Genomic DNA, 13,848 nt, shown 5'->3' with positions numbered 1-13,848 from the left:
CTGGCCGCCCCGGCGCTCGCCGCCGGCCGGGCCCTGTCCGCGACCGGCGCCGTGAAGGCGGCCGCCTACTCGCCGGCTAACGGCGCCAAGTATCCCGGCACCGAGCTCGGCGCCGCCCTGCGCGACGTGGCCCGGCTGATCAAGGCGAAGGCCGGGCTGGCCACCGCCGCGGTCGATTGCGGCGACTGGGACATGCACGAGGGTCTCGGCACCGCGGTCGAGGGCCAGCGCATGTACGACAACCTGACCGATCTCGCCCAGGCCCTGGCCGCCTTCGTCACCGACCTGGGCGCCGACACGATGAAGAACGTCACCGTGCTGACGATCAGCGAGTTCGGCCGCCGGGTGCAGGAGAACGGTTCCCGGGGCGCCGACCACGGCCACGGCAACGCGATGCTGCTGCTCGGCGGCGGGGTGCGCGGCGGCAAGGTCTACACGGCGTGGCCGGGTCTGGAGCCGGGCGCGCTGATCGCCGGTGACCTGGCCGCCACCACCGACTACCGCTCGGTGATCGGCGAGGTGCTGCAGAAGCGCTGCGGAATCGGCGCGCTGAACACCGTGTTCCCGGGGGTCAAGCCATCCGCGTTCGGGCTGGTCGCCGCCCGGTAGTACAGAAAGAACGGGGCCGGTGCGTGATGCACCGGCCCCGTTCGTGCCACCCCGCCAAGGCCCTGGACCAGGGCGGCACGTCTTTCAGCGAGCGGCCGAGGTCCGCCGCTTCGACCACACGTCGAAGGCGACCGCGGCGAGCAGGACGGCGCCCTTGACGAGCATGACCTCCTCGCTCTCGGCGCCGATCAGGCTCATGCCGTTGTTGATCACACCCATGATCAGACCACCGGTGATCGCGCCGACGACCTTGCCGACGCCACCCTGCACCGCCGCGCCACCGATGAACGCGGCGGCGATGGCGTCCAGCTCGAAGCTGTTACCGGCGGTCGGGTTCGCCTGGTTGAGCCGGCCGGCGAAGATGATGCCGGCCAGGGCGGAGAGCACGCCCATGTTGACGAACAGCCAGAACACCACCGACTTGACCTTGACGCCGGAGAGCGTGGCGGCCTGCAGGTTGCCGCCGACGGCGTAGATCTGGCGGCCGAAGACGGCCTTGTTCGTGACCAGGGTGTAGCCGACCACCAGGACGGCGAGCAGCACCAGCACCCATGGCAGGTTCCGGAACCGGGCGAGCTGCACGATCACGAACATGACCAGGACGGCCGGGACGGCGACCTTCAGGACGAACAGCCACATCGGGTCGACGGCCTGGTGGTAGCGGACCCGGCCGGCGCGGGCGCGCCACTGCACGACCGCGATGCCGACGACGACCGCCAGGCCGACGAGGATGCTGAACAGGTCGGCGCCGCCGAGCGCGCCGAGGCCGATGTTGCCGAGGAACCCGTTGGTGAAGCCGTTCGCGAGGGTACGGACCTCCTCCGGGAACGGGCCGATGCCCTGGTTGCCCAGGATCATCAGGGTGATCGCGCGGAACAGCAGCATGCCGGCGAGCGTGACGATGAAGGCCGGGATGCCGAAGTACGCCACCCAGTAGCCCTGCCAGGCGCCGATCACCGCGCCGAACGCCAGGGTCGCGATGACCGCGATCGGCCAAGGCAGATCCCAGTTGACCATCAGGACCGCGGAGAACGCGCCACAGGCCGCCACCACCGAGCCGACCGACAGGTCGATGTGCCCGGCGATGATGATCAGGATCATGCCGATCGCCAGAACCAGGATGTACGAGTTCTGGACGATGATGTTGCTGATGTTCTGCGGCGCCAGCATGTCGCCGCCGGTGAGCACCGTGAACAGCAGCACGATGAGCGCGAACGCGATGTAGATGCCGCTCGACTTGAGGTCGAATCCGAGCTTGAAGCCGGCCTTGCCGGGCGCGGGCGCGGACGGCCCGGTGCCCCCGACGCTCAGGTCGGCGTTGGTGGGTGCGACCGTCACGGCGCGACCTCCTGTTCTTCCTTCGTCATGAGAGTCATCAGGCTCTCCTGCGTCGCCTCGGCGCGCGGCACCTCGCCGGTGATCCGGCCGGCCGAGAGGGTGTAGATGCGGTCACAGATGCCGAGCAGTTCGGGCAGCTCGGAGCTGATGACCAGGATCGCCTTACCTTCGTCGGCAAGACGGTTGATGATCGTGTAGATCTCGTACTTCGCGCCGACGTCGATACCACGGGTCGGCTCGTCGAGGATCAGCACGTCCGGGTCAGTGAAGATCCACTTCGAGAGTACGACCTTCTGCTGGTTACCGCCGGAGAGCTTGCCGGTGACCGCTTCGACGCTCGGCGCCTTGATGTTCATGCTGGCGCGGAACTCGTCGGCGACCTTGAACTCCTCGTTGCCGTTGACCCAGCCGCCCTTGGCGAGCTTGGTCAGGGCGGCGGCGGAGACGTTGCGCTTGATGTCCTCGATCAGGTTCAGGCCGTAGCGCTTGCGGTCCTCGGTCGCGTACGCGATTCCGTGGTCGATCGCCTCGCGGACGGTGCGCGCCTTGATCTCCTTGCCGTCTTTGATCAGGCGGCCGGAGATGTTCACCCCGTAGGAGCGGCCGAAGATGCTCATGGCCAGCTCGGTACGGCCGGCGCCCATCAGGCCGGCGAGCCCGACGATCTCGCCCCGCCGCAGGGACAGGTTGGCCTTGCGGACCAGCGCGCGGTCGGGCTGGGTGGGGCTGTACACCGTCCAGTCCTCGATCCGCAGCGCCTCCTCGCCGATGGTCGGCGTGTGCTCCGGGTAGCGGTGCTCCAGGTCGCGGCCCACCATGCCCGAGATGATCTTGTCCTCGGTCAGGTCGGAGGTGTTCTCGGTCCAGATGGTCTTGCCGTCGCGCAGGATCGTCACCCGGTCCGAGATGCTCATGACCTCGTTCAGCTTGTGCGAGATGATCACACAGGTGATGCCCTCGTCACGCAGGCCGCGCAGCAGGCCCAGCAGGTGCTCGGAGTCCTCGTCGTTGAGCGCCGCGGTGGGCTCGTCGAGGATCAGCAGCTTGACCTTCTTGGAGAGCGCCTTGGCGATCTCCACCAGCTGCTGCTTGCCGACGCCGAGCTCGACGACCGGGGTGACCGAGCTCTCCGCCAGGCCGACCCGGCGCAGCAGCTCGTCGGCCGCGTGGTTCGTCTTGTTCCAGTCGATCCAGCCGCGCTTGGCCTGCTCGTTGCCGAGAAAGATGTTCTCCGCGATGGAAAGGTTCTGCGCGAGCGCCAGCTCCTGGTGGATGATGACGATGCCGCGGTGCTCACTGTCGCGGATGCCGGAGAACTTGCAGGGCTCGCCCTCGAACTCGATGTCACCCTCGTAGGTGCCGTGCGGGTAGACGCCGGAGAGCACCTTCATCAGGGTCGACTTGCCGGCCCCGTTCTCGCCACAGATCGAGTGGATCTCACCTCTGCGGACTTCCAGGTTGACGTCCTGCAGCGCCTTGACGCCCGGGAACGTCTTAGTTATTCCGGACATCCGCAGGATCGTGTCGCTCATTGACCCTCCTATGGGCCTGTTACTCGGGGCCGGGTAGGCCGCGCCCCGCCCGCTGGGGTCGGGCGGGGCGCGGAGCCCGGATCACTTCAGCTGGTCGGCCGTGTAGTAACCGCTGTCGACGAGCACCTTCTGGTAGTTGCTCTTGTCGACGATGACCGACTCCAGCAGCATGGACGGAACGACCTTCTTGCCGTTGTCGTAGTCCTTGGTGTTGTTGGTCTCCGGGGTCTGGCCCTTCAGCACCGCGTCCGCCATCGCGACGGTGGTCTTGGCCAGCTCACGGGTGTCCTTGTAGATGGTGGCGTACTGCTCACCCGCGATGATCGACTTGACCGAGGCGACCTCGGCGTCCTGGCCGGTGACGATCGGGTACGGGTTGGCGCTGGTGCCGTAACCGCCCGACTTCAGGGCGGAGAGGATACCGATCGAGATGCCGTCGTACGGCGAGAGGACGCCGTCGACCTTGGTGCCGGCCTTGTAGGTGGCGGTGAGGATGTTCTCCATGCGCTTCTGCGCGGTCGCCGGGTCCCAGCGGAGCGTGGCGACGGTGTCGAAGTCCTTCTGACCGCTCTTGACGACCAGCGTCCCGTCCGCGATGTACGGGTCGAGGATGCTCTTGGCGCCGTTGAAGAAGAACGTCGCGTTGTTGTCGTCCGGCGAGCCGGCGAACAGCTCGATGTTGAACGGGCCCTTCGCGGTGCCCTTGCTGCCGTCGGCGTTGAGCACCTTCAGACCGGTCAGCAGCGAGGTGGCTTGCTGCACACCGACCTTGAAGTTGTCGAAGGTGGTGTAGTAGTCCACGTTCGGGCTGTCCCGGATCAGGCGGTCGTAGGCGATGACCGGGATACCGGCCGCCTTCGCGTTCTCCAGCTGCGTGGTGATCGCGGTGCCGTCGATCGACGCGATGATCAGGAGCTTGGCGCCCTTGGTGATCTGGTTGTCGAGCTGCTGGGTCTGGGTCGGGATGTTGTCCTCGGCGTACTGGAGGTCAACCTTGTAGCCCAGCGCCTCGAGCTGCTTCTTGACGTTGTCACCGTCGCTGACCCAGCGCTCCGAGGAACGGGTCGGCATGGTCACACCGATCAGGGCGCCGGCGTTGTCAGCGCTGCCGGCTCCCTTCTCCGAGGTCTTCTCCGAGGAGCCGCAGGCGGCCATCGTCAGGACCAGAGATGCTGCGGTCGCCATCGCCGCAAGCCGTGGGTATCGCACTTTTCGTCAATCTCCTCTTCGAGAAACGGGTGTTACAGGGGGCGGGAAAGCCGGTAGTACGCCTGGTTCCACCGCACCCGGTCGGCGAAGTCCGCCGGCGTGGTGCGGTCATCGATCATTAGAAGCTCGGTTTGCGCCATTTCGGCGAAATCGCGCAAAGTTTCCGCGCCGACCGCCTGGGTGAGGACCGTGTGGTGCGGGCCGCCGGCAGTGATCCAGCACTCCGCGGAGGTCGACAACGAGGGCGCAGGCTTCCACACCGCACGGGCCACCGGCAAATTCGGCAGCGGCTCGTCCGGCGGGATCACCTCGATCTCGTTGGCGACCAACCGGAACCGGTCACCCATGTCAGCCATACCCATGACCACGGCGGCGCCGGGTGTGGCGTCGAAGACCAGGCGCACCGGGTCCTCCCGGCCGCCGATGCCCAGCGGGTGGATCTCGGCCCGGGGGCGGGCCGACGCGATCGAGGGGCAGACCTCGAGCATGTGCGCGCCGAGGATCTTAGGCTCGCCCGGCCCGAAGTGGTAGGTGTAATCCTCCATGAATGAGGTGCCGCGTCCGGTTCCGGCGCCCATCGCCTTCACCGTGGCGACCAGCACCGAGGTCTTCCAGTCGCCCTCGCCGCCGAAGCCGTAGCCGTCGGCCATCAGCCGCTGCACGGCCAGGCCGGGCAGCTGGCGCAGGCCGCCGAGGTCCTCGAAGTTCGTGGTGAAGGCGCCGAAGCCGCCCTCGGTGAGGAAGCGCCGCATGCCGGCCTCGATGCGGGCGGCGTAGCGCAGCGAGTCGTGCCGGTCCGCCAGCAGCGACGGAACGATCTCGTAGGCGTCCCGGTACTCCGCGACCAGCGCGTCGATCTCCGCGTCCGGCACCTGGTCCACGACGGCGACCAGGTCGTTCACCCCGTACGTGTTGACCGAGACGCCGAAGCGCAGCTCGGCCTCGACCTTGTCGCCCTCGGTGACCGCGACGTCGCGCATGTTGTCGCCGAAGCGGGCCAACCGCAGGCCACGCAGGTGCTGCAGGCCAGTCGCGGCGCGTGCCCAGGCGTCGACGCGGGCGACGATCGCCGGGTCCGAGACGTGCCCGGCGACGACCTTGCGGGGCACGCCGAGGCGCGCCTGGATGAACCCGAACTCGCGGTCGCCGTGCGCGGCCTGGTTGAGGTTCATGAAGTCCATGTCGATGGACTCCCACGGCAGCGACACGTTGTGCTGGGTGTGCAGGTGCAGCAGCGGCTTGCGCAGCGCGTCCAGGCCACCGATCCACATCTTGGCCGGCGAGAACGTGTGCATCCAGGCGATGATGCCGATGCAGTTCGCGTCGGCGTTCGCCTCCTGCATGAGGCGCTTGATGGCGCCGGAGTCGGTGAGGACGGGCTTGCCGACGATCTCGGCGCTCAAACCGCCGGCGGCCAGGGTCCGCTGGATCTCGGCGGACTGGTCGGCGACCTGCTGAAGGGTCTCCGGGCCGTAGAGATGCTGGCTACCGGTCAGGAACCAGATCTGCGGGTTCATCTCGTTTCCTCTGTTCTCAAACGGATGCGCGGTGCTGGATCGCACGCAGCTCGCGCATCACCGTGTTCTCGCCCCGGCCGGACTCGGCCGCCGGGAGCGGCAGGCCGGGAACCGCCGCGTCCGCCCGCTCAGGCGCCACCCACTCAGGCGCAGCCTGCTTGAGCAGGCGGTTCGTCATCGGGAGCGTCTCAATGATCTTACGCGCGGTGACGGCGGCACCCTCGGCCAACGCCGAGGTCCGGCCGGGCGGGCGCGCACCGGCCACGCCGGGCACGACACCGATCACGTACGTCAAAGGGGTACCTCCCCGCAGGGGGCCGAAGGGGTTGTGAGCAAGTGTTATCGCTAACAATTGCGGTGTCAACGGCAGTCGGCAACAAGGCGGTAACGGCCGTTTAACCCAGCACGATCAACAAGCTCATCCCGTCGGCACACCGGTTCACTCACGGGTGAACACTAAACCCCACGGAATTTCACACGACAGCACCCCTCAGGATGGCCGCCCCACGCTCTGCCGGACCACCAGCTGCGGCGGCACCACGATGTGGTCGGGGCTGTCCGGCTCGTCCCGCATCTGACCCAGGAGCAGGGTCAACGCCGCGCGGGCCACGTCACCGAAGGCCTGCCGGACGGTCGTCAGCGGCGGAATGAAGTACGCCGCCTCGGGCACATCATCGAACCCGACCACACTCACGTCGTGCGGAACCCGCCGGCCCCGCTCATGCAGGGCGCGCAGGATCCCCAGCGCGAGGTGATCGTTCGCACAGAAGATGGCCGTGACCTCGGGCATCCGGGCCAGCATCTGCCCCGCCCGATAGCCCTCCGCGGCCGACCAGTCGGCGGACAGCAGCGGCGGAACCTCCGCCCCGGCCTCCTCCAGCGTCTGCCGCCAGCCCTGGATCCGGCCCGCCGAGTCGAACCAGTCGGTCGGGCCGGAGACGTGCCAGACCGTCTTGTGCCCGAAGTCGAGCAGGTGCCGGGTGGCCGCCCGGGCCCCGGCCACCTGGTCCACGGTCACCACCGGCCGGCCGCTGGCCGGGTCGCCGTCGATGAAGACCACCGGCATGTCGCCGGGGATCTCGGCGAGCGCCTCCGTCGCGGAGGCGGTGTTGGCGATGACCACCAGGCCGGCCACCCGCTGATCCAGGTGGCGGTCCACCACCGAGGCGATCGAGGAGCGGTCGAGCTCGCGGACGCTGCCGACGCTGACCGCGAAGCCCGCGTCCGCGGCGGCCTGCTCGAACTCGGTCAGCATCGAGGCCGGCCCGTAGAGCGTGCTGTTGCGGGCGACCACGCCGATCAGCTGCGAGCGGCCGGTGACCAGCGCCCGGGCCGCCCGGTTGGGCCGGTAGTTGAGCTCGGCGATCGCGGCCCGGACCCGCATCCGGGTCTGTTCCTTGACGTTGGGATGATCGTTGAGAACCCGGGAGACGGTCTGGTGCGAAACACCGGCCAGCCGGGCGACATCGGTCATCGCCGGGCTTCGGGTTACCTTGTCCACTTGCGCACCTCGTCCGGTCCGGTTCTGATGGAGCGTGACGGCAGGCCGGCAGGCCCCCCGTACCGGGAATGTTATCGATAACACCAGGCATTCCATAAGCCCCGCGTGCGGCCAATCGGAGAACACGTACGCTCGGCAGCGATGGAAGCGTCACCCACGATCAGCGGACCCGTCGTGTTCGGAAGCCTAAACGACGAGGGATTCACGTCGCTGCGCCGGACCGCCGCGCCGCGCGCGCAACGCTACGAGATAGGCCGCTCGCTGCGCGACCGCTCCCCCCGCTCCGACATGGCGCACTGGCGGGCCCCGGACGCCCGCGTCGATCCGGTCCGCCAGGTGGCCGCCTCCCACGAGGGCCGCGTCGAGCACCTGATCCCGGTCCGGGTGGGCCGCATGATCGCCTCGCCGTACACGTTCCTGCGCGGCACCGCCGGCCTGATGGCCGACGACTTCGCCGCCCTGCCCTTCACCGGCATCACCCCGGTGATCTGCGGCGACGCCCATCTCGGCAACTTCGGCTTCTACGCCTCCCCGGAACGCGAGCTGGTCTTCGACCTCAACGACTTCGACGAGGCGCACCCCGGGCCGTGGGAGTGGGACCTGCGCCGGCTGGTGACCAGCGTGCACGTGGCCGGCCGGGTCAACGGGTTCCGGGAGAGCTCGTGCAGCGACGCCGTGCAGCACTGCGTCGAGGAGTACCGGCTGCAGATCGCCCACCTGGCCGAGCAGCCGCTGCTGGCCCGCTCGTTCTCGCAGCTCGACGTCGAGGCGATGCGATCGGCGGCCAGCCGGGCCAGCTTCCGCGACGAGATCGAGCGGGCCGCCCGCCGGGCCCGCCGCCGCACCAGTGACCGGGCCCTGCCCCGCTTCACCGAACGGCACGACGGCAGCGCCCGCCTGGTCGAGGAGCCGCCGCTGATCACCCGGCTGCCGCACGAGGAACGCGACCAGCTGGCCGAGGCGCTCGACGGGTACCTGAACACCCTGAAACCGCACTGGGCCCGGATCCTCGGCGGCTACCGGATCGTCGACATCGCCCACAAGGTGGTCGGTGTCGGCTCGGTGGGCCTGCGCGCCTACGTCGCGCTGTGCGAGGGCAGCAGCCCCGACGACGTGGTCTTCCTCCAGCTCAAGCAGGCCCGCCGCTCGGTGATCGCGAAACACCAGCACGGCGCGCTGGCCTGGCACCGGCATCAGGGCCAGCGGGTCGTCGAGTACCAGCAGGCACTGCAGACGGTCAGCGACCCGCTGCTCGGCTGGACCACCGTCGGCACCCGGCAGTACTACGTGCGCCAGTTCCGCGACATGAAAGGCGCGATCGTGGTGGAGGACATCAACGCCGGGGCGCTTGCCGACTACGCCGGGATCTGCGGCTACCTGCTCGCCAAGTCGCACGCGCGGACGAGCGGCGCGTCCATGATCGCCGGTTATGCGGGCGGGAGCAACAAGCTCGACGAGTCACTGAGCCGGTTCGCCCGCACGTACGCCGATCAGGTCGAGAGCGACCACGCGGCCTTGGTCAAAGCCGTGCGGCGCGGCGAACTGCCGGCGGAGCCGGCGTGAGCGACCGCACCGAGCGGCACTCAGCCGCAGCCGACAACGACACCGCAGTAGACAACGACACCGCAGTAGACAACGACACCGCAGTAGACAACGACACCGCAGTAGACAACACAGCAGACGAGGGCCGGGAGAGCATGCCGAAGACAGGCACCGCATGAGCGGGGTGATTCCGCTGGACTCGGCGGCGCTCGCGCAGTTCTGGGCGGAACGGCACCTGTGCACGCTGACCACGCTGCGTGCCGACGGTTCCCCGCACGTCGTCGCGGTCGGCGCCACCCTCGACGTCGCCGCCGGCCTGGCCCGGGTGATCTCCTCGGTGACCTCGGCGCACGTGCGGCACATCCGGCGTGGACAGCAGCGGGTGGCGATCTGCCAGGTCGACGGGCGGCGCTGGAGCACCGTCGAGGGCCTGGCCGTGATCCGCGACGAGCCGGAACCGGTCGCCGAGGCCGTGCGCCGCTACGCCGAGCGCTACCGCACCCCGCGCCCGAACCCCTCCCGGGTGTCCATCGAGGTCAGCATCAGCCGGATTCTGGGCTCCGCCGCGCTGCTGCCGGGCATAGAGTCGCCGGCATGACGCAGACCGTGGACAGCGTGCTGCTGCCCGGCCACGACGTGCCCCTGGGACGCTGGACGACGGTGCGCCGCCTGCTCCCGCACCGGGAACGCCGCATGATCGGCGCCTGGTGCTTCGTCGACCACTTCGGCCCCGACGACGTCCGCGGCCGGCCCGGCATGCAGGTCCCGCCGCACCCGCACACCGGGCTGCAGACGGTCACCTGGCTGGTCGACGGCATCATCGAGCACCGCGACAGCCTGGGCAGCCACCAGCTGATCGCTCCCGGACAGCTGAACCTGATGACCTCCGGGCACGGCATCGCCCACTCCGAGTTCACCCCGCCGGACCATCCGGACGGCATGCACGGCCTGCAACTCTGGGTCGCCCTGCCGGACGGTGCCCGCACCGGCCCGGCCGGCTTCGAACATCACGCCGCGCTGCCGTCCACCACCGACGGCCCGGTCACCGTCACGGTCGTCGTCGGCAGCCTCGGCGACCTGCGCTCCCCCGCCACGGTCCACACCCCGCTGGTCGGCGCGGAGATCGTGACCGGCGCCGCCGCCCGGCACACCGTCAGCCTGCGACCCGGCTTCGAGCACGGCCTGCTCGTCATGTCCGGCAGCGCCACCGTCGCCGGCGCCACCCTCGAAACCGGCACGCTGCTCTATCTGGACGGCGGCCGCACCACGGTCACCGTCGAGACCGGCGGCCCGGCCCGGCTCTTCCTGCTCGGCGGCGAGCCCTTCGACGAACCCCTGGTGATGTGGTGGAACTTCGTCGGCCGCAGCCACGAGGAGATCGTCGAGGCGCGCGAGGCCTGGATGGCCGGCCGGCGGTTCGGCACGGTCGACGGTTGCGCCGCCGGTCCCCTCCCGGCGCCCGAGCTCCCCACGGTGCGCCTGAAGGCGCGAGACCGGCACGGCAAGACCTTTTAGTCGTACGGGTTCTGCGAGGTTCCGCCGTGCCACCGCGAGCAGGCGGTCCGTCGCGGCCGCGGCGCGAGCGCCGGGGCATGCGCTTTCCCTCACGCCCGACGGCCGCCATGATCATCGAATGAGCACCCACACCGGCTACATCCGGGCGGTCGCCGCGGCGCTCGAAGCTGCCGGGGTGCCGGTGGCCGACTGGCGCGCCGACGACCGGCGGCCCCGCGACGGGTGGATCCCGTTCGACCTGGTGCGGCAGGTGCGGCTGCACGGCCGGGTGGTGTGGGACCACGACCAGGCCGGCGCCGGATGGGACGAGGACACCGGCTGGTGGCTGTTGACCGTGGACGACCCGTACGGACGCGGGGTTCGTACCACGAAGAAGCTGGACCTGCCCAGGGTGGCCGCGCCGGGATCGGTGGTCCGCGCCGTGGCGTGGCCGGCCGGCCTCGAGGTGCCCGGCCTCCGCGAGCCGCGGGCCGACCTGGACTTCCCGCGGCATCGCGCCGGGGTGCCCGATCCGGCCTTCGAGGCCGCCCTGCGGCGCTATGCGCACGTCGCACAAAGTCCGGTTGACGAGTCGTGGAACGCGGCGGAAGGTCGGGGGTAGAACTCCACGCACTGCGCGGTGAGGAGCGCGCCTTGACCCTCCCACTTCTGCTGACCATCGCCTTGCCCGCGGCGCTCGCCGCCGCGGTCGGACTGCCGCGCTGCCTCCGAACGATCCGCGACAAGCGCCGGCCCGGACCGCAACCTCTCGGCCCACCGATCCAACAGCTCGCCGCCGACCTGCGCCGCCTGCTGCGGCTGCACGGCGACCTGACCGTCTCCGCGCACTCGGCGCTCTGCGCGCACCGGGTGTGGGCGGTCGAGGCGGCCATCGGCGCCCGCGCGATCGAAGCCGCCGCGGCCCTCGACGTGCCGCATCCGGAACCGGCGGCCGCGTCGTCGCTCACCCGCACCGAACTGTCGGCGCTGCTGACCGCCCTCGCCGAGCAGGGACTGGTGCTGCCGCGCCGGATCGGCCACTTCACCACGGACGGCCGCCTCTGACGAACCCCGGCGGCCCCACTGCCTCTGGCGAACCCCGGCGGCCCCTACAACGATGAAACGGCGGCGGGACCGTGGTCCCGCCGCCGTCCCTCGTCCCGGCGTCACGCCGCTAACCGCAACCGCGAAGGATCATCGGGGGCGTCGTCCCCCGCGGATCGTCTCGGGCGTGTGGCGGCCGCTGGTACTGGGGGGCGGCGGCCGCCTGCCGGGGAGTCCGTGGTCTCGGGCGTTCCGGGGCCCCGCGCGACATGGTGTCCGCAGCGGGGCGCCCGGTCCGTGAACCGGGCGCACAACAAACGTGACAGATGTTCGCACCTTGATCCGCAGATGCCCGGGGTGTCCTTCGACACTCCCGTCGTCCGATTCGGCATCCTCCCGGCGCCATCCGGTGCCCTTCGGGGTCACCTTTTCGGGGTCGCCCGCAAGTTCGTAGCGAGGCTGAAGAGAAGCTTAAAAGGTTCTTAAGTCGCCATCGGGCCCGTCACCTGCGGACAACGACCCTCGTTGATCGGGCGAACCCGCACCGCGCGCCCGCACGAACTGTCGGATCCCCGCCATAGTGACTGCGTACGGCATTGAACCGGGGGCACCGCCCGGACGTATACCGGGGTGATCGACCACATCCGGCGAGCTGCGGCGCCGGGACGGTCGGCACTCGCGGGCCCACCGCGAGGCCGGTGGCAGGGCTCCGTGGCACGGTGGCGCACTACGCAAATCCGTGATTAACCTTCCACATCCACCACGTGGCAGGGGATCGACCGGGGCGCGAGGGGCGGACACCGGTGCGCGCAGGTGGAACAGGGGTGAGGACGGTGGCACGAATGCGGCGACGGGGCAGCGGGTTCACCCCCAGCCGGCTCGGGGCCGCCTCATGAGCTACGAGGACGACGAGTACTGGGAGGACGAGTACAGCGAGTACTCGTTCATGCCGCAGTCCGCGGTGATCCAGGAGCGGCACTACGAGCGGCGTACCGCACCGGACCCGGTCATCCCGACCCGGCGCCGATCCGGCCAGGACGCCGACGACGGCGCGCGCCGGCCGAAACGGGCCGCCTTCGACTCGGAACGTCCCAGCTGGCTCGACGACCCCGACTTCGTGCCCATCGACACCTCCAAGCCGAACCTGGCCGGCGACGACTTCGACGACGTGGACTTCAACCGTCCGGAGCTCGGCGTCGACTTCGACAAGCCGGACTTCCCGATCGTCGACCCGGCGGCGCGGCCCGAGCTGCGGCGCGGCACCCGCCCGCAGCGCGAGGCGTCACGGCGGTCCGGCGATCGGTACGACGCGCAGAGCTACCGCGACGACGCTCCCGTCCGCCGCGACGATCCCCGCCGTTCCGGCCGTGAGTCCCCGGACCGGGACGACCAGCGGCGCGGACGCCGCCCGGTCGAGGTCCGGCCCGGCGAGATGTGGGAGGACGACCGCGACGCCGGGCCCGCGCGCAACGGCCGCCGCCGCCCGGTCGAGATCCGCCCGGACGACAACTGGGACGACGACCGTCGCGTGCCGCCCAGCGGCCGCACCATCGAACTGGGCTCGGACGAGTACTGGGAAGAGCCCGCCCGCGGCGCTGACCGGCGCCGGCGCGGTCCCGCCCACCCCGACGACCGGTACGCGCAGCGCAGCGACCGCTACGACGACGAACGTGACATCCGGGGCCGCGGCCCGGCCCGCGACGAAGACGACTTCGGCCCGATCCGCCCGCCCGGCGGCCGGCGTACCCGTCGTGACGAGCTCGAATCCCGGCGCCCCGCCCCGCCCCGCCGCGACGAGCGGCCGGCGTCCGGCCGCGCCCAGGTCCCCGACGACTACGACCTGTACCGCCCCGACGAGAGCTACCCGGAGCCGGACCGCGACCTGGGCGCAGCCCGCCAGCCCGCGGCCGGATACGACCGGCGCGCCGAACGCTGGGACGACGAGCTTGCCCTCGACGGGCCGATGCCGGCGGACGACCGCTCCGAGGCCGCTCGCCGCGGCACGCGGGACGGCCGCGCCCTCCCGCAGGACGGCCGCGTCCACCCCCAGGACGGCCGCGCC

General features: G+C 70.3%; 13 protein-coding genes and 1 pseudogene. 8 read left to right on the top strand and 6 right to left on the bottom strand.

Features of this window, described 5'->3' with window-relative positions:
- A partial coding sequence (locus AB0F81_RS46380) for a DUF1501 domain-containing protein (protein WP_360209959.1) occupies positions 1–609 on the top strand: 609 nt, incomplete at its 5' end.
- Positions 610–693: 84 nt separating this feature from the next.
- Here the strand turns inward: AB0F81_RS46380 and mmsB are convergent.
- The 6 genes from mmsB to AB0F81_RS46350 all read right to left on the bottom strand — a co-directional run bounded on the left by mmsB (position 694) and on the right by AB0F81_RS46350 (position 7,679).
- On the bottom strand, positions 694–1,947 hold the full coding sequence (gene mmsB, locus AB0F81_RS46375; protein ID WP_360209957.1) for a multiple monosaccharide ABC transporter permease: 1,254 nt from the start codon (positions 1,945–1,947) through the stop codon (positions 694–696).
- Positions 1,944–3,479, bottom strand: coding sequence for a multiple monosaccharide ABC transporter ATP-binding protein (gene mmsA, locus AB0F81_RS46370; RefSeq protein WP_360209955.1), 1,536 nt, complete (start codon positions 3,477–3,479; stop codon positions 1,944–1,946). The genes mmsB and mmsA overlap by 4 nt, the downstream gene beginning before the upstream one ends.
- Before the next feature lie 81 nt (positions 3,480–3,560).
- Positions 3,561–4,688, bottom strand: a complete 1,128-nt coding sequence (gene chvE, locus AB0F81_RS46365) for a multiple monosaccharide ABC transporter substrate-binding protein (RefSeq protein WP_360209953.1) — start codon at positions 4,686–4,688, stop codon at positions 3,561–3,563.
- A 32-nt stretch (positions 4,689–4,720) separates the two neighbouring features.
- Entirely contained in the window at positions 4,721–6,205 is a 1,485-nt protein-coding gene (araA, locus tag AB0F81_RS46360; RefSeq protein WP_360209951.1) for an L-arabinose isomerase, read from the bottom strand.
- 16 nt (positions 6,206–6,221) lie between these two features.
- Positions 6,222–6,500: a hypothetical protein gene (locus tag AB0F81_RS46355; RefSeq protein ID WP_360209949.1), complete on the bottom strand. Its 279-nt coding sequence runs from the start codon at positions 6,498–6,500 to the stop codon at positions 6,222–6,224.
- A 195-nt stretch (positions 6,501–6,695) separates the two neighbouring features.
- Positions 6,696–7,679 (bottom strand): LacI family DNA-binding transcriptional regulator, encoded by a 984-nt coding sequence (locus AB0F81_RS46350; protein ID WP_360209961.1) that lies wholly within the window; start codon positions 7,677–7,679, stop codon positions 6,696–6,698.
- A gap of 201 nt (positions 7,680–7,880) precedes the next feature.
- Between AB0F81_RS46350 and AB0F81_RS46345 the strand changes: the two genes are divergently transcribed.
- From AB0F81_RS46345 to AB0F81_RS46315, 7 genes and pseudogenes are all read left to right on the top strand, one after another.
- Positions 7,881–9,269, top strand: a complete 1,389-nt coding sequence (locus AB0F81_RS46345) for a DUF2252 domain-containing protein (protein WP_360209947.1) — start codon at positions 7,881–7,883, stop codon at positions 9,267–9,269.
- Positions 9,266–9,427 (top strand): hypothetical protein, encoded by a 162-nt coding sequence (locus AB0F81_RS46340; RefSeq protein ID WP_360209945.1) that lies wholly within the window; start codon positions 9,266–9,268, stop codon positions 9,425–9,427. Before AB0F81_RS46345 ends, AB0F81_RS46340 begins: the two co-directional genes overlap by 4 nt.
- The gene (locus tag AB0F81_RS46335) at positions 9,424–9,846 is read left to right on the top strand and encodes a TIGR03618 family F420-dependent PPOX class oxidoreductase (protein WP_360209943.1); all 423 of its coding nucleotides are present in this window, start codon (positions 9,424–9,426) and stop codon (positions 9,844–9,846) included. Before AB0F81_RS46340 ends, AB0F81_RS46335 begins: the two co-directional genes overlap by 4 nt.
- Positions 9,843–10,763, top strand: coding sequence for a pirin family protein (locus AB0F81_RS46330; protein WP_360209941.1), 921 nt, complete (start codon positions 9,843–9,845; stop codon positions 10,761–10,763). Before AB0F81_RS46335 ends, AB0F81_RS46330 begins: the two co-directional genes overlap by 4 nt.
- Positions 10,764–10,881: 118 nt before the next feature.
- Positions 10,882–11,364 carry a DUF6292 family protein gene (locus AB0F81_RS46325; protein ID WP_360209939.1) on the top strand — a complete coding sequence of 161 codons (483 nt, stop codon included), beginning with the start codon at positions 10,882–10,884 and terminating at the stop codon, positions 11,362–11,364.
- Positions 11,365–11,396: 32 nt separating this feature from the next.
- Entirely contained in the window at positions 11,397–11,807 is a 411-nt protein-coding gene (locus AB0F81_RS46320) for a hypothetical protein (protein ID WP_360209937.1), read from the top strand.
- An 871-nt stretch (positions 11,808–12,678) separates the two neighbouring features.
- A pseudogene (locus tag AB0F81_RS46315) lies at positions 12,679–13,848 on the top strand (hypothetical protein); the annotation flags it as partial.

Origin of the sequence: Actinoplanes sp. NPDC024001, assembly GCF_040638955.1 — a bacterium.
Lineage (GTDB): Bacteria > Actinomycetota > Actinomycetes > Mycobacteriales > Micromonosporaceae > Actinoplanes.
Note: the sequence above shows the minus strand (reverse complement) of the source record. Positions and strands in the feature narration are given on the sequence as shown.

Coding starts and splice junctions, on each gene's coding strand:
- AB0F81_RS46325 (WP_360209939.1), top strand. CDS start 10,882: ATGAGCACCCACACCGGCTACATCCGGGCGGTCGCCGCGGCGCTCGAA.
- AB0F81_RS46330 (WP_360209941.1), top strand. CDS start 9,843: ATGACGCAGACCGTGGACAGCGTGCTGCTGCCCGGCCACGACGTGCCC.
- mmsA (WP_360209955.1), bottom strand. CDS start 3,479: ATGAGCGACACGATCCTGCGGATGTCCGGAATAACTAAGACGTTCCCG.
- AB0F81_RS46335 (WP_360209943.1), top strand. CDS start 9,424: ATGAGCGGGGTGATTCCGCTGGACTCGGCGGCGCTCGCGCAGTTCTGG.
- araA (WP_360209951.1), bottom strand. CDS start 6,205: ATGAACCCGCAGATCTGGTTCCTGACCGGTAGCCAGCATCTCTACGGC.
- AB0F81_RS46350 (WP_360209961.1), bottom strand. CDS start 7,679: ATGACCGATGTCGCCCGGCTGGCCGGTGTTTCGCACCAGACCGTCTCC.